At 62.7% G+C, this 15,044-nt stretch carries 13 protein-coding genes; 7 read left to right on the top strand and 6 right to left on the bottom strand.

Translation table 11 applies throughout. From position 1 onward, the window contains the following. Positions 1-334 precede the first annotated feature (334 nt). From GGQ85_RS07230 to mtgA, 3 genes are all read right to left on the bottom strand, one after another. A complete protein-coding gene (locus GGQ85_RS07230) occupies positions 335-976 on the bottom strand; it encodes a hypothetical protein (RefSeq protein ID WP_309773948.1) in 642 nt (213 codons plus the stop codon). 124 nt (positions 977-1,100) lie between these two features. Further along, positions 1,101-1,286, bottom strand: a complete 186-nt coding sequence (gene rpmF / locus GGQ85_RS07225; protein ID WP_009798498.1) for a 50S ribosomal protein L32 — start codon at positions 1,284-1,286, stop codon at positions 1,101-1,103. A gap of 99 nt (positions 1,287-1,385) precedes the next feature. Continuing rightward, the gene (gene mtgA / locus GGQ85_RS07220) at positions 1,386-2,066 is read right to left on the bottom strand and encodes a monofunctional biosynthetic peptidoglycan transglycosylase (protein ID WP_309773947.1); all 681 of its coding nucleotides are present in this window, start codon (positions 2,064-2,066) and stop codon (positions 1,386-1,388) included. Positions 2,067-2,324: 258 nt separating this feature from the next. Between mtgA and GGQ85_RS07215 the strand changes: the two genes are divergently transcribed. From GGQ85_RS07215 to GGQ85_RS07205, 3 genes are all read left to right on the top strand, one after another. Then, on the top strand, positions 2,325-3,251 hold the full coding sequence (locus GGQ85_RS07215; protein WP_309773946.1) for a polyprenyl synthetase family protein: 927 nt from the start codon (positions 2,325-2,327) through the stop codon (positions 3,249-3,251). 7 nt (positions 3,252-3,258) lie between these two features. Further along, positions 3,259-3,945 carry a DUF1345 domain-containing protein gene (locus tag GGQ85_RS07210; RefSeq protein ID WP_309773945.1) on the top strand — a complete coding sequence of 229 codons (687 nt, stop codon included), beginning with the start codon at positions 3,259-3,261 and terminating at the stop codon, positions 3,943-3,945. Positions 3,946-4,138: 193 nt separating this feature from the next. Next, a complete protein-coding gene (locus tag GGQ85_RS07205) occupies positions 4,139-5,746 on the top strand; it encodes a Na+/H+ antiporter (RefSeq protein ID WP_309773944.1) in 1,608 nt (535 codons plus the stop codon). Positions 5,747-5,822: 76 nt separating this feature from the next. Here GGQ85_RS07205 and ispG read toward each other — a convergent pair whose 3' ends face one another. From ispG to GGQ85_RS07190, 3 genes are all read right to left on the bottom strand, one after another. Then, complete coding sequence (ispG, locus tag GGQ85_RS07200) at positions 5,823-7,115, bottom strand: flavodoxin-dependent (E)-4-hydroxy-3-methylbut-2-enyl-diphosphate synthase (protein WP_079445649.1); 1,293 nt, start codon at positions 7,113-7,115, stop codon at positions 5,823-5,825. Between the two features lie 345 nt (positions 7,116-7,460). Next, entirely contained in the window at positions 7,461-7,952 is a 492-nt protein-coding gene (locus GGQ85_RS07195) for a Fur family transcriptional regulator (protein WP_079445648.1), read from the bottom strand. 335 nt (positions 7,953-8,287) lie between these two features. Continuing rightward, entirely contained in the window at positions 8,288-9,148 is an 861-nt protein-coding gene (locus GGQ85_RS07190; RefSeq protein ID WP_309773943.1) for an alpha/beta fold hydrolase, read from the bottom strand. A gap of 227 nt (positions 9,149-9,375) precedes the next feature. On the opposite strand from GGQ85_RS07190, the gene GGQ85_RS07185 reads away from it, so the two are divergent. From GGQ85_RS07185 to GGQ85_RS07170, 4 genes are all read left to right on the top strand, one after another. After that, positions 9,376-10,089 carry a class I SAM-dependent methyltransferase gene (locus GGQ85_RS07185; protein ID WP_309773942.1) on the top strand — a complete coding sequence of 238 codons (714 nt, stop codon included), beginning with the start codon at positions 9,376-9,378 and terminating at the stop codon, positions 10,087-10,089. A 96-nt stretch (positions 10,090-10,185) separates the two neighbouring features. Then, positions 10,186-12,912, top strand: a complete 2,727-nt coding sequence (mutS, locus tag GGQ85_RS07180; RefSeq protein ID WP_309773941.1) for a DNA mismatch repair protein MutS — start codon at positions 10,186-10,188, stop codon at positions 12,910-12,912. A gap of 11 nt (positions 12,913-12,923) precedes the next feature. Then, positions 12,924-14,183: a flavin monoamine oxidase family protein gene (locus GGQ85_RS07175; RefSeq protein WP_309773940.1), complete on the top strand. Its 1,260-nt coding sequence runs from the start codon at positions 12,924-12,926 to the stop codon at positions 14,181-14,183. 323 nt (positions 14,184-14,506) lie between these two features. Continuing rightward, positions 14,507-15,016: a GNAT family N-acetyltransferase gene (locus GGQ85_RS07170; RefSeq protein ID WP_309773939.1), complete on the top strand. Its 510-nt coding sequence runs from the start codon at positions 14,507-14,509 to the stop codon at positions 15,014-15,016. Positions 15,017-15,044 lie beyond the last annotated feature (28 nt).

Genomic DNA, 15,044 nt, shown 5'->3' with positions numbered 1-15,044 from the left:
GGATATCTGGAATCGCTGCCAATCCCGGGCGGGACCGCAGCGGCGCGACAAAGTCTCCAAGCCCAGGGCCGATGTCAGCCGTCGCGCCTGTGGAGCGTCGGTTGGTTCGGCGTTCCACGGCGCACCATGACGCGTTCTTTGTCACGCAACTGATCGCCGTCGCGGAGCATAGTCCACAGACGCGGATGTTCCGCCGCGCGACGCCACAGGTCGCCCAGGCAGCCTATCATTCAACGGGCGAGCGGAATCAAGCGGGCGCGCGGTCTGGTCCGCGGCTACTGCGCGTCATCTGAGCCTCCAGCCTTTCCGTTCTGACGAACTCAGAAGCTGGGCGCTAGCGGCGGGACTGATCGGAAGGGATCGGCGTCTCGCTGCCGGGCTGGATGCCAGGGCCCGGAACGTCCGGATGCTGTTCGGCTTCGGCAGCCTCGGCATGAACGGTCGCTGACCCCGGGGCCCTTTCCGGGACCTGTTCGGCAACGACCGCTGGAGCGTCGGCAGGCGACGAAACCGAGGCCGCCATGGATGCAGGTGCCGGATCGAAGCGCGGTTCACACGCTTCGGCCTCTGCCGCTCCTTGCAACGGTCCGGCGACCGCACGGGCAGGCCGCCGCGTCCGCAAGACGAAACCAGAGAGGAGATCGACCAGCGCCAGCAGCGTCAGCATGAAGTAGGTCGACGAACCGAATTGCGGCAGCATCACGAATTCCGCCGCGGCACCCCCGAACACCGCCAGCGACAGCAGATGGTCGGTGAGATACTTGCCACCGGGGCGCACGCTTTTGATAATTTCGAACAGCAACAGGACGATGCCGAGCGCGAGCAGCGTGTCCCCGAGCGTCACCGGCCAAGGCACACCCGACATCAAGGTCAATGTGAGAACGGGCTCCGTCAAGAGGACGCCCGGCATCAGGAAGACAATGATGTTGCAGATCGCTAGAGGAATCAGGAGCAGAGGGAAACCGATCACGGACATCACCAAGGCCTCCTTCATTCAAGCGGGAGGTTCGAGAACCGCGTGCCGAATCCCTCCGTCCCTGGCGCTCCCTTCATTCCAGCCCCGCGCCTGTTCCGGACCGCAAGGCTGATCAGGCCTGGGCTCAGGAGTCGCTCTTGGCCTTCAGAACCTGCCGGCCCTTGTACATGCCAGTTTTCAGGTCGAGATGGTGGGGACGGCGCAGCTCGCCGGAATCCTTGTCCTCGGCGTAGGTCGGCTTGCTGAGCGCATCTGCCGAACGGCGCATGCCACGCCGTGACGGCGATGTCTTTCTTCTTGGAACGGCCATATCCGTGTCCTTACAGGATGTTGTCGAGTCCGTCTCGAAACGCCAATGGGCAGGCGCGGCGAGTCCCGAACGCGCGAGTTGAATGCTGATAAGCCGGCCTTATAGGCCACGATCGCCGTGCCAGCAACTGCGCAGTTCGGATGCTCTGGCCCGGACCATATAGGTCCCGGCCAGCCGGCGAACCCCCGGGCCGGGCCTTCGGGCGCTGCGCCGGACTGGATTAGGCAGGATCGCAGCCAAGAGCGCCGCTTCCCGCGCCGTTAGGCTGGCTGCGGATCGCCCGAAGGCATAGCGGGACCCTGCTTCGACACCGAACTGGCCGCCCGGCCCCCATTCCGCGATATTCAGATAGATTTCGAGAATTCGCTGCTTGGGCAGTACCGCATCGATCCACATCGCCAGCGGAAATTCCAGCGCCTTGCGGACCATGCTGCGTCCCGGCCAGAGGAACAGATTTTTTGCCACTTGCTGAGTGATGGTGGAGCCGCCACGCCTGAACTCGCCGTCCTCGGCATCGTCGAGCACATCCCGTAGCGAATCCCAATCGATGCCGTGATGGCTGCAGAACTTTGCATCTTCCGACGCGACCACGGAGCGCGGCAGCGCCGAAGGAAGCGCGGAAAAATCGATCCATTGCCGCGACATCGGGGCGCCCGAGAGCGTGCGCCATATCATCAGCGTCGAGACCGGATGGCCGATCCGATACAGTGGCGTCAGCAAATAAGGCAACAGCAGCAGGCCAGTGACGAAGAGCACCACGATACGGATCGCCCGCCGCATCAGGCTGTAACGCCTTCAATCGATCGGCGAACGGGTTCACCTCGTCCGTGACGGAGGAGATTCACAAAATCACCGTTAATTACACCGAAGCCGGCGTAAGAAGGCATTGAAAACTCCTTCAGTCGGATCACCGCGACCAGCAGATTGTCGGTCGGCCGGAATTGACGAAGCCGACACCATGAAGGATTGTCCCGCAAAAATCGACCTCGCCAAACCTTTGCAGTCTCGGTGCCCTTTTCTGTTCTTGGAGCCATTTTGATGACGTCAGGACTTTCATCCGCTGATTTTACAAAGCGCCTTGACACGACGGCGGACGAGACCGAGGCCCTGTTGGGAAAATTGCTATCCGACAGCCCTCTGCCCGACGAGATCGCGCGCCCGAAGCGGCTGATGGACGCCATGCGTTATTCCTCACTCGGCGGCGGTAAGCGGTTGCGGCCGTTTCTCGTGGTCGAAAGTTCGGCTGTATTCGGTGTTCCGCGCGACGCCGCGCTGCTGGCCGGCGCCGCGCTCGAATGCATCCATTGTTATTCGCTGATTCATGACGACCTGCCGGCGATGGACAACAGCGACCTGCGCCGGGGGCGGCCAACTCTGCATAAGACCACCGACGATGCCACGGCAATCCTCGCCGGAGACGGTCTGCTGACGCTTGCCTTCGACATCATCACCCGCGACGAGGTCCATAAAGATCCAGCCGTTCGCCTGTTGCTCACGCGCGCGCTGGCGCGCGCTGCCGGCATTGGCGGCATGGTTGGCGGGCAGCTGCTCGATCTCGCCGGTGAAGGCCGCTTCGGCGACCGCGAGCCGGTCGACGTGGCGCGCGTGCAGCAGATGAAAACGGGCGCACTGCTCCGCTTCGGCTGCATCGCCGGCGCGCTGCTCGGCCAGGCCTCGCAAAAAGATTATCAGGCGCTCGACGCTTACGGTCGCGCGCTGGGCGAAGCCTTCCAGATCGCCGACGACCTTCTCGACGTCGAAAGCGATGCGGCGGCGCTCGGCAAGCCGGCCGGCGCCGACGCGGCACTCGGCAAGACCACATTCGTCACCCAACTCGGCATCGACGGCGCCAAGAAACGCGTTCGGGATCTTCTGGCGAAGGCGGATGAGGCTTTGTCGGCGTTCGGTCCACGCGGCGACGTGCTGCGCGCCGCCGCGCATTTTGTCGCCGATCGCAAGAGCTGAAGCCGCCATGGCAGGCAAGGACGATGACGATCCGTTCTTGCTTCGCTTCAGGAAAATGCCCGCGCCGGCGCGCGTGATCTACGCCCGGCGCCGAACCTTCATCGCCGTCGCGATCGGCGTTGTCGCCAGCTTCCTAATCCCCGACAATGTGCGGCTCGTCCCCCGGCTCCTGATCGGCTGGGACGTCTTCGCCGCGTTCTATCTCCTTCTGGTCTTCACCGTGGTATTCGGCAGCGGTGCCACCCACATCCGCCGAAATGCCCGGATTCAGGACGACGGCCGCTTCGTGATTTTGCTGATGACCGCAATCGGTGCGTTCGCCAGCATTGCAGCGATCGTGTTCGAGCTTGGCGCGCATAACCATAGCGCCCTCGACCTGACGCTCGCGATGCTGACTATCGCGCTGTCCTGGGCGGCCGTGCACACCACCTTCGCTCTGCATTACGCGCACGAATACTATCGCGGGAATAAACCCGGAGGTCTGCAATTTCCGAGCGGCGATCAGCGCGAGGACGCAGACTACTGGGATTTCGTCTATTTCTCATTCGTCATCGGGATGACCGCGCAGGTGTCCGATGTCGGCATTACCGACAAGATCATCCGCCGCACGGCGACGGCGCATGGCGTGATCTCGTTCTTCTACAACACCGCGCTGCTGGCGCTGATGGTCAATATCGCGGCGAGCGCAATCTGACCGGCATCACGCGGGTAAACACTTGCAGATCTGGACATCGCCGCGCCACCAAGCAAGATCATGGGGGCGCGTCTAATCGTTCCTTCCGGGCGGTTTCCGGCGATCCCGCCCGGCGGCTGGACGATCAGAATATCCTTGCGGTTGCGGTCAAGCTCTGTCCATTACGCTCTCGGCCCAGGAGCCCTCCGCTGGCATGACCGAAACCTTCCTGACATCCCTGCTCGTTCTTACCGTGATGGCCGCATCGGCCGCGCTGGCACGGCGGCTGGTGACGGCGCCGGCCATCGTATTTCTAATGGTCGGCATCATGCTGGCCTTCGTGCCGGGCTTTCCGCCCATCGAAATGCAGCCGGAGAGCGTGCTACTGATGGTGTTGCCGCCGCTGATCTATTCGGCCGGCGTTTCCATGAGCTGGCGCGAGTTCAAATCCAACCTGCGGCCGATCGCCCTGCTCGCCATCGGCTGCGTCATTTTCACAACCTGTACGGTCGCCGCCGTAACGCACTGGCTGCTCGGGCTGCCCTGGGGCGTCGGCTTCGTGCTCGGCGCCATCGTCTCGCCGCCCGACGTCGTGGCGCCGCTCGCCATCGCCAAACGGCTGCACCTGCCGCACAGGATTCTCGTTATCCTCGAAGGCGAAGGCCTCGCCAACGACGCCACCGCGCTGATTCTTTATCGTTTCGCGGTGCTGGCCGTCTCGACCGGCGCGTTTTCGCTGCCATCCGCCGCCGGATCGTTCATCTTCATCCTGCTCGGCGAAATCGCGTTCGGCATCATTGTCGGCTGGCTCAGCCTGCGGCTGCGCCAGTGGGCCCATGACGCGCGGGTGGAAATCCTGCTGTCGTTGCTGACGCCTTATCTCGCCTATTGGGTTCCCGAACATCTCGGCGGCTCCGGCGTCATCGCCACCGTCGCCGCGGGACTTTACGTGAGCTGGAATGGACCGCTGCTGATCTCGGCGGCAACGCGGCTTCAGGGCATCTTCTTCTGGGATCTTGCCATCTGGCTGATCGAGGGCGTGCTGTTCCTGCTGATGGGATTCGAAGTCCGGGTGCTGATGGAGAAGGCCAAGGCGGTTCCGGTCAGCCAGGTGCTAGTCGCGATCGCATTGACCTCGGCCATCGTGATCGCTGCGCGATTCATCTGGGTGTTTCCGGCCACCTACCTGACCCGCATCCTAAGCGCGCGGGTCAGGCGGCGCGATCCGACGCCGCCGTGGCGCTATGTCGCCGTCATCGGCTTCACCGGCATTCGCGGCGCGGTGTCGCTCGCGGTCGCTCTCGCTTTGCCGCTGACGCTTCCGGACGGCGAGCCGTTTCCCTACCGCGACCTCATTCAGCTGACGAGCTTCGGCGTCATCTTCGCGACGCTGTTCGGCATCGGTCTGACGCTACCGCCTGTCGTCAACCTGCTCGGCGTTTCGCAGCACGGCCACCGTGAAGCACTGAATGAACGCGAAGCCGAGATCACGGCGCGGCGCAGCATTATCGAGGCCACGCGGGGCGCCCTCGACACCATCATCGCCGAACGCAAGCTGCCCGAAGGCCTCGCCAGGTTTCTCGAGGCACGGCACGAAACCCGGATACGGGCGTTGCCCGATCCGCCGCGCGAGGGCGACGAACATTCGCCGGCGACGAAGGGAGCATCCATGGTGCGAGAAATCATCACCATCGAGCGCACGCATCTGCACAGGCTGCTGCGTGAAGGCAAGATCACCGACGAAACCCGCCGCCGGATCGAACGCGATCTCGACCTCGAAGAAGCGGTTGTCAACAACCGGGAAAAGAATACGCCGCTGTGAGGAATACGACGAGCGCTCCGTCAATATGACGGCTGAGAAGCCGGCATATTGATCTCACGCGATTCAGGAGACGGCCTCACTCCGCCGCGCTCACCGCTTCGGCCCGCGCCTTGGCGCCGTTACCATATCGCTGCTCGATGTAATCGATCACCAGCGCCTTGAAGTCCTGCGCGATCGCCGGCCCGCGCAAGGTCTTGAACTTCTTGCCGTCGACGAAGACGGGCGCCGCCGGCGCCTCGCCGGTGCCGGGCAACGAGATGCCGATATCGGCGTGCTTCGATTCGCCGGGGCCATTGACGATGCAGCCCATGACCGCGACGTTGAGCTGCTCCACACCGGGATACTGCGCCTTCCAGTTCGGCATCTCGTCGCGGATGAAGTCCTGGATCGATCGCGCCAGTTCCTGGAACGTGGTCGAGGTGGTGCGCCCGCAGCCGGGACATGCCGCGACCAGCGGCACGAAGGTCCGGAAGCCCATGGTCTGCAACAGTTCCTGCGCGACCTGAACTTCCAGCGTGCGGTCGCCGCCGGGCTCGGGCGTCAGCGAGATGCGGATGGTATCGCCGATGCCTTGCTGGAGCAGAATGCCAAGCGCGGCGCTTGAGGCGACGATGCCTTTCGAGCCCATGCCGGCTTCGGTGAGGCCGAGATGGATCGCGTAGTCCGACCGCGACGCCAGCGTCTGATAGACGGCGATTAGATCCTGCACCGCCGAGACCTTCGCCGACAGAACCATTTTGTTCTTCGGCAGGCCGATCTCCTCGGCGCGCTTCGCCGACAACAGCGCCGACTGCACCATCGCCTCGCGCGTCACCGCCCGGGCATCGCGCGGCGCCGCCGAATTGGCGTTCTCTTCCATCAGCTTGGTAAGCAGCTCCTGATCGAGCGAGCCCCAGTTGGCGCCGATCCGCACCGCCTTGCCGTACTTGATCGCCATTTCGACGATGTCGGTGAACTGGCTGTCGCGCTTGTTCTTGAAGCCGACGTTGCCCGGATTGATGCGATACTTGTCGAGCGCTTCCGCGCAGGCTGGATGTTCGGCCAGCAGCTTGTGGCCGATATAGTGGAAATCGCCGATCAGCGGCGTGGTGATGCCGCGCTTGCGCAAGCCGTCGCGGATATACGGCACGGCGGCGGCGGCCTCGTCGCGATCCACCGTGATGCGGACCATTTCCGAGCCGGCGCGCGACAAGGCTGCGACCTGAGCGATCGTGCCCTCGACATCGGCGGTGTCGGTGTTGGTCATCGATTGCACCACGATCGGCGCGCCACCGCCGACGGCGACATTGCCGACCATCACTTGCGTGGTTGTGTGCCGCGGGCTTGGGCCTGCGACGTCGATATCCGACGGACTTTCGAACTTGTTCATGGGGCTCAAATATCAGGTTTTCGTAACATCCAGCAACGGATCAATGAAGGGTGAGAGAGCTGTTTCGAGCCAGGCAGGCATTGCTTAACAACGCCGCGATGCCCGAAAGCCGCATCCCCGGCATGAGATAGCCAGTCCCACACCAAAACAAAGAACTTATGAACCCATAAGCCGACAATTCGCTGGCAAGCATTTAAACCACTGAAAAATTTACGAAAAATATACGGATGGTCACTTCATTCATTGCCGCGAGTTGACGACGAGTGTCTCCTGTCAAGGTCATGAAGCATCCACCGTCAAGAACCCTCGTGCCTCGTAGCCCCGGCAAGAGCCCAATCGCAAGAACTACGGCGCGTTCTGGCAATGGGCGCAGGTGCCGGTAATTTCAACCACGGACAGCTTCGGCGTGAACCCCGTGGTGCGGGCTGCATCGCTCAGACTCTGCGCCACGCGGCTTGCGGGAATTTCGCCGACCGAGCCGCACTGCTCGCAGATCAAAAACGCCACCATCGCGCTCTCATCGTGGTCATGCCCGCAGGCCAGGAACGCATTACGGCTTTCGATACGGTGAACCAGGCCGTTTCCTATCAAAAAATCCAGCGCGCGGTAGACCGTGATCGGCGCGGGACGCGGCATCGACTTTGCCAGTTCCTCTATCACTTCATAGGCGCCGAGCGGCCGATGGCTCGACAGCAGCGCCTGCAGCACTTGGCGACGGATAGGCGTGAATTTCTGGGCACGCCGCGCGCAGATTTGCTCCGCGTGGCTGATCGCCTCCGCGGCGCAGCGGTCATGGTCGTGCCCCGGAACGGGGAATGTCGGTCTCGTCGCGGTCATTCGATTCACTCATCTAACCCGTTTAAGCCGGTTCTGCTCCCCCTTCAGCATCATCACCCGACAAATTTTGGTTCGTGTTGCAATGCAGCATAATGGACCAGGCCGAGCCGCTGCCGTGCGGAACTGCGAGGAGTGACGATCGACGGGGCGATCAGCGGCATCGTCTTCGTCATCAAAAACGGTCTGCGCTGGCGCGATCGATGCGACGCATCTGAAAGCACATCGTCCTGCGCCAGCCTTTTAATAAAGGCCTGTTCACCGACCTATCGAATGCATGAAGGACGGCCTGAGGGACTTGCCGGGTTCAGGCTCTCGGGATGCTTGGCGTGCCGCGCTCAAGCATCGCTACAGCTTTGTTGCTGTGTTGTATTGTCGATGCGGCTGAAATTGATGTCGCTCAGAAAGCGGAATAGCAGCGGATTGAACCGCTCGGGCGCTTCGAGAAAGGGCGCGTGGCCGACACCGTCGATGATATGGCAGGAATGGTCCCAAAGTGACCTGTAGGAGATGCTTGCCACGTAGTCGAGGCGTGCAAACGGCTCCTCAGAACCGTTGACGGCGGCAATCGGTGTTGACAGCTTTTCGACGATCCAGCGTTGATCGACGCCTAGCCCAGCTATCAACCCACGGCCCAGGATCTGACGTGCGCGACCGTCCGTGCGAGCGATTGTGTCGTGGAACCGCGCCGCGTGCTTCTCCCCGACGCAGACACGCGCGAATCGGCTGATCTCGTGCGCATTCAGAACGCTTTTTGTTGCGAGCAGCAGATCGCGCTGGATTCGAAAGCCGCGGACCATTCCCAGAATACCGCGCCTGATGGGCGGCGCTCCGACCAGCATAACACCGGAAGCTTCGAATCCCTGCCCGACCATTTCGAGGCTGATGTGCCCACCCAGCGACCAGCCAACAAGCGCCGCGCGCGTGATATTCAATGATCGTAAAGCCTCGATCAGCGTGGCAGCATAACCGGGAATGGTGTAAGCTTGTTGCGGCTCCAGCGCGTCATCCGATTGCCCGTGCCCGAGAAGATCGATCGCGATGATGTGCTGTGTCGTCGCCCACGTTGTTTCGAATTGATGCCGAAATACGTCACGACAGGTCGAATTCCCATGTATAAAAACAACAGGCGTGCCGCTCCCTGAATTTTCCAGGAACGCCATTTGCCCTTGCGATGTACTGATCGTGCGCGACAACATCGCCCTACCTCTGTTCCCAGCTTAGGCACGATAAGACGCAAGAGGTGTTAAAGATTTAGGAGACATTTGTGAGTTGTTCGGCACCTCCTTCCGAAGCCAGCACTGCAGCGGTCGAAGATCAGGATGGCAAGATCCGCACGGATTATGTGTTGGGCCATTCCGACCGAGAACTTGAGAGGCTTCGCCGCCAGGGAGCGTTATTCTCCGATCTCACGCGTGATCTTCTCGTGCGCGCCGGCTTGAAAAAGGCGATGCACGTTCTTGATATTGGTTGCGGCGTTGGCGATGTTTCCCTGATTGCTGCAGACCTTGTTTCCCAAGAGGGAACCGTAAAGGGAATCGATCCGGCTGCCGAGGCGCTCGCGATTGCGCGGATGCGACTTGATGCCGACGGCAAGCCTTGGGCAAGTTTTTCGCCGGGGACGCTCGAAAGCCTTGAAGACTGTTCTCAGTTCGATGCGGTCATAGGCCGATTCATCCTTATCCATCTTGCGAACCCAGCGGAGGCGCTGAGCGGACTGCGGAACCGGTTGCGGACGGGCGCGATCTTGTCGTTTATTGAATTTGATCTGAGTACGGCAGCGGTCCACCCGCCGTTGACATTTTTCCAACAGTGTATCGGCTGGGTGGGTGAGGTTTATCGCCGGAGCGGGCGCCAGCTCGATATGGGGGTAGCGCTGTTCAGTACGTTCCGTGCCGCAGGTTTGACACCGCAGATGGCTGGGCTCACCCGGATAACGACCGCTGACGACGAGGCGGGGATAGACTTCCTGGTCGACTCTGTGCGCAGCCTGCTGCCGGCGATCGTGAAGCTGGGAATAGCGACCGAGAAAACCGTGGAAATCGATACGCTACGCCAGCGGCTTTTGCAGGAGGCCGCTTCCGACGAATATTGCGTTTTCTACCCGCGGCTTGTGGGGGCATGGGCAATCGTGCCCTGATCCAAGAGCTATTAAACGCGAAGCGATGCGTGGAAAAGGCGCACGACCGCCGCAATGCCGTAGGAGCCGGCGGCGAAACTTTGTAGCTTCGCCGCCATGACGATCCAGCGCACCATGCCGCCATCACCGAACCCGGCCGCCCCTGTTGAGGCGACGCGGGTTACGCCGATGATGGAACAGTACCTTGAAATAAAAGCGGCCAATCCCGGCCTCTTGCTGTTCTACCGAATGGGCGATTTCTACGAGCTGTTCTTCGAGGATGCCGAAATCGCCTCGCGCGCGCTCGGCATCACCCTGACCAAACGCGGCAAGCATCAGGGCGCGGATATTCCGATGTGCGGCGTTCCGGTCGAACGCTCCGACGATTACCTGCACCGGCTGATCGCAGCCGGCCACCGCGTCGCAGTGTGCGAGCAGACGGAGGATCCGTCTGCAGCGCGCAAGCGCGGCAACAAGAGCGTGGTTCGCCGCGACGTGGTCCGGCTCGTCACGCCGGGAACGCTGACCGAAGACACGCTGCTCGACGCCAAGGCCAACAATTACCTGCTGGCATTGGCGAGGGCGCAAGCGTCCTCCGGGGGCGATCGCTTCGCACTGGCCTGGATCGACATCTCGACCGCCGAGTTCATGGTCACCGAATGCGGGGCGGGTGAACTCGGGGCGACGCTCGCGCGCATCAATCCCAACGAGGTGATCGTATCCGACGCACTTCATGGCGATCCGGACTTGCGCGCCCTGCTGCGCGAATTGCCGTCGGTGACGCCGTTGACCCGCGACGTGTTCGACAGCGCGACCGCCGAACGTCGACTGTGCGATTATTTCGCGGTCGCCACCATGGATGGCCTCAGCGCCATGTCACGGCTGGAAGCGACCGCGGCCGCCGCCGCCGTCACCTACATCGATCGCACTCAGATTAGCCAACGGCCACCGCTCTCGCCGCCATCACGCGAGGCGTCCGGCAGCACCATGGCCGTCGATCCCGCCACCCGCGCCAACCTCGAACTGACGCGCACGCTCGCCGGCGAACGGCGCGGTTCGCTGCTCGACGCCATTGATCTCACAATGACGGCGGCGGGATCGCGCCTCCTGGCACAACGGCTGGCGGCCCCGCTAACCGACACGACCGCGATTACACGGCGGCTCGATGCCGTCGCCGCATTTACATCCGACAGCCCGGCACGAGACGACATCCGCACCATCCTGCGGACTGCTCCTGACATGTCGCGGGCGCTGGCGCGACTCTCGGTTGGGCGCGGCGGGCCGCGCGACCTCGCCGGCCTGCGCGACGGTATGCTGGCGGCGGGCCAGGCGCTCGCGCGGCTTGAGGAGTTTTCCGATCCACCGGCGGACATCGCCGCGGCGATGCAGTCGCTGCGGCGGCCGTCCCGCGATCTCGCGCGCGAACTCGGTGATGCGCTGTCCGAAAACCTGCCGCTGATGAAGCGCGAGGGTGGGTTTGTCCGCGAAGGCTACGAGAGCGCGCTCGACGAAGCGCGCAAGCTGCGCGACGATTCACGTCTCGTCGTCGCGGCGATGCAGGCGCGCTACGCCGAGGAGACCGGCATCAAGACGCTCAAGATCCGCCACAACAACGTACTCGGCTATTTCGTCGAGGTGACCGCGCAGCACAGCGACCGATTGATGAGCGCGCCGCTCAACGCCACCTTCATCCATCGCCAGACGCTGGCCGGTCAAGTGCGTTTCACAACATCGGAGCTCGGTGAAATCGAAGCCAGGATCGCCAATGCCGGCGACCGCGCGCTTGGTCTTGAACTCGAGATTTTTGACCGGCTTGCCGAGATGGCAATCCAGAATGGCGACGAGCTACGCAACGCTGCGCACGCCTTTGCGCAGTTGGACGTCGCGGCATCGCTCGCAAAGCTCGCGATCGACGAGAACTACACCCGGCCGGATGTTGATAACTCACTCAGCTTCGCCGTCGAAGGCGGGCGGCATCCGGTGGTCGAGCAGGCGCTGAAGCGCGCCGGCCATCCGTTCATCGCCAACGCCTGTGATCTGTCGCCAATCCCAAGCCAGACATCGGGGCAGATCTGGCTGCTCACCGGCCCGAACATGGCCGGAAAATCCACCTTCTTGCGCCAGAACGCGCTGATCGCGTTGATGGCGCAGACCGGCAGTTTCGTGCCGGCGCGCCGCGCGCGCATCGGCATCGTCGACCGGCTGTTCTCACGCGTGGGCGCAGCCGACGATCTGGCGCGCGGGCGTTCGACTTTCATGGTCGAGATGGTGGAAACCGCCATCATCCTCAATCAGGCGTCGGAACGCGCGCTGGTTATCCTGGACGAAATCGGTCGCGGCACCGCGACATTCGACGGCCTATCGATCGCATGGGCGACGATCGAGCACCTGCATGAGGCCAACAAGTGCCGCGGGCTGTTTGCGACGCACTATCACGAACTCACCGCGCTTTCGGCAAAGCTGCCGCGGCTGTTCAACGCCGCCGTGCGGGTCAAGGAATGGCACGGCGAGGTGGTGTTTCTGCATGAGGTGCTGCCCGGCGCCGCCGACCGGTCTTACGGCATCCAGGTGGCCAAGCTCGCCGGGCTACCGCCGTCGGTCATCGCGCGCGCCAAATCGGTGCTGGCGAAACTGGAGGCGCAGGATCGCGGATCGACCGTGCGAACGCTGGTGGACGATCTGCCGTTGTTTGCGGTTCCGGCGCGCGCCGCCGGCGAATCCGCACCGCCGAGCGAAACCGTTCAATTGATCGAAGCGTTGAAATCCCTGCATCCGGACGAGATGTCCCCGCGCGAGGCGCTGGAAGCGCTCTACGCGCTCAAGGCGAAACTGCCGAAACAGTAATCAGTGTTGCGATGTCGCGAAATCTCCCCTCCAATATCGATGTCGCCATTATCGGAGCCGGCGCCGCCGGGCTCGGCGCGGCCGATGCATTGAAAGACTCCGGCCTCTCCGTCGTCGTGCTCGAAGCCCGCGACAGGGTCGGTGGACGCGCCCACACCATTGTCCCCGCCCCCGGCATTGTCTTCGATCTCGGCTGCGGCTGGCTGCATTCGGCCGACAGGAACTCCTTCGTTCCGGTCGCAGGCAAGCTCGGCTTCGAAATCGACAAGACACCACCCCCATGGCGCAAGCGCGGCCTTGATGCCGGATTTCCGATGGCCGAGCACGAGGACTTCCTCGCGGCGCTGGATGCGTTCGATGAACGCCTCCAGCAAGCAGCAAAGAACGATGCCGATGACTCCGCCAGTCGCTATCTCGAACAAGGCAACCGCTGGAATCCGATGATCGACGCCATCTCGACCTATGTGAACGGCTGCGAACTCGACGGCGTCTCGGTTCGCGACACGAGCACCTACGAAGATACACGGGTAAACTGGCGGGTGCGCCGCGGCTACGGCGCGCTGATCGCGGCCTACGCCAAGCCGTGCCCGCTGGTGCTGAACACGCAGGTTTGGCGCATTGATCATTCCGGCCGGCGTATCCGTATCGAAACATCGAAAGGCGAACTGTCCGCGACGCAGGTAATCGTCACCGTGCCGACCAACCTGCTCGCGAACGAATCGATCCGCTTCCATCCCGAGCTGCCCGCAAAATTGGACGCCGCGGCCGGCCTGCCGCTTGGCGTCGACGACAAGGTCATACTGGCTCTCGACGATCCGGAAGGCATGGTGCCAAAGGACGGCAACCTGAGCGGCGCCACCATGCGGACCAAGATGGGAACGTATCACTTGCGCCCGTTCGGCCAGCCCTGCATCGAGGGGTTTTTCGGCGGCAGCTTCGCGCGCGAACTGGAAGACGCCGGCGATGGCGCATTCGCCGCGCAGGCGATCGACGAGATCGCGGCGCTGCTCGGTTCCGGTTTTCGCAGCAAGCTGAAACCGCTCGCGGAATCGCATTGGGCCAGCGATCCTTTCGCGCAAGGCGCCTATTCCCACGCCCTGCCCGGGCATGCCGGCGACCGCGCCGCGCTGGCCGCGCCCGTTGACGGCCGACTGTTTTTTGCCGGCGAAGCCACTTCACCGAACTTTTTCTCCACGGCGCACGGCGCACGCGACAGCGGCGAGCGGGCGGCGCGGGAGGTGATGAAGGCGGCAGAATTGCCAAAGCGCTGATCCCCTATCGTCATCGGCAATACGAACGGCACGAAGAAATCTGGACAGCTTGCGGGTGCGTTGGAGCGCACCAACAACTTTCTCGTGCCGGTTATTTCCTCCGATACCGTCGTGCGTTTGTTGGACCGGTCGAGCTGAACAGGTCTGCCCATGCAGACGTCACGATACCTCCAACCGATTTCTGTCGAAGGATCGCGGCGCCCGCGCCATGACTGTCCCTTTTCGATACAAAACGTCGCACTCGTGATGTGCGAAATGCACATTTTAACCCTTAATTAACGATGGACCTTGAAGACGGCGCGCCGACTTGCTTTGATCGGAACATGAGCACGATCCTGATCGAACTCCGGCCGGCCAAGATCGCGGATGCATCCGCGGTCGCAGCAACCCATGACGAGTCCTGGCGTTCGGCCTATCAGGGCATCATCCCCGGCGCGGAGCTGGAAAAGCTGATCAACCGGCGCGGCCCGCACTGGTGGGACAGCGCGATCCGCAAGGGCAGTCGTATCAGCGTTCTGGTTTTCGGCGAGCAGGTTGCAGGCTATGCCAACTACGGCCGCAACCGCGCCCGCAGCCTGCAGTACGAAGGCGAAATTTACGAGCTTTACCTGCGCCCCGAATTCCAGGGCTTGGGCTTCGGCCGGCGGCTGTTCACCGCGGCGCGGCGCGATTTGATACAGAGCGGGCTGAAAAGCATGGTGACCTGGGCGTTGTCCGACAACGAGCCGGCGATGGAATTCTATCGCGCGCTCGGTGGCCGCATGGTCGCCCGCTCCTCCGAGAGGTTCGGGCCGAAGTCGCTGGACAAGATGGCGTTCGCCTGGACGAGTTAGAAGCCAGATCTCTGATCGTCATTCTTCA

Source organism: Nitrobacter vulgaris (genome assembly GCF_031453995.1).
Classification (GTDB): domain Bacteria; phylum Pseudomonadota; class Alphaproteobacteria; order Rhizobiales; family Xanthobacteraceae; genus Nitrobacter; species Nitrobacter vulgaris.
Note: the sequence above shows the minus strand (reverse complement) of the source record. Positions and strands in the feature narration are given on the sequence as shown.

Bases quoted from the DNA above. Each gene is read 5' to 3' on its own strand.
- GGQ85_RS07230 (WP_309773948.1), bottom strand. From the start codon at position 976: ATGTCCGTGATCGGTTTCCCTCTGCTCCTGATTCCTCTAGCGATCTGC.
- rpmF (WP_009798498.1), bottom strand. From the start codon at position 1,286: ATGGCCGTTCCAAGAAGAAAGACATCGCCGTCACGGCGTGGCATGCGC.
- mtgA (WP_309773947.1), bottom strand. From the start codon at position 2,066: ATGCGGCGGGCGATCCGTATCGTGGTGCTCTTCGTCACTGGCCTGCTG.
- GGQ85_RS07215 (WP_309773946.1), top strand. From the start codon at position 2,325: ATGACGTCAGGACTTTCATCCGCTGATTTTACAAAGCGCCTTGACACG.
- GGQ85_RS07210 (WP_309773945.1), top strand. From the start codon at position 3,259: ATGGCAGGCAAGGACGATGACGATCCGTTCTTGCTTCGCTTCAGGAAA.
- GGQ85_RS07205 (WP_309773944.1), top strand. From the start codon at position 4,139: ATGACCGAAACCTTCCTGACATCCCTGCTCGTTCTTACCGTGATGGCC.
- ispG (WP_079445649.1), bottom strand. From the start codon at position 7,115: ATGAACAAGTTCGAAAGTCCGTCGGATATCGACGTCGCAGGCCCAAGC.
- GGQ85_RS07195 (WP_079445648.1), bottom strand. From the start codon at position 7,952: ATGACCGCGACGAGACCGACATTCCCCGTTCCGGGGCACGACCATGAC.
- GGQ85_RS07190 (WP_309773943.1), bottom strand. From the start codon at position 9,148: ATGTTGTCGCGCACGATCAGTACATCGCAAGGGCAAATGGCGTTCCTG.
- mutS (WP_309773941.1), top strand. From the start codon at position 10,186: ATGACGATCCAGCGCACCATGCCGCCATCACCGAACCCGGCCGCCCCT.
- GGQ85_RS07175 (WP_309773940.1), top strand. From the start codon at position 12,924: ATGTCGCGAAATCTCCCCTCCAATATCGATGTCGCCATTATCGGAGCC.
- GGQ85_RS07170 (WP_309773939.1), top strand. From the start codon at position 14,507: ATGAGCACGATCCTGATCGAACTCCGGCCGGCCAAGATCGCGGATGCA.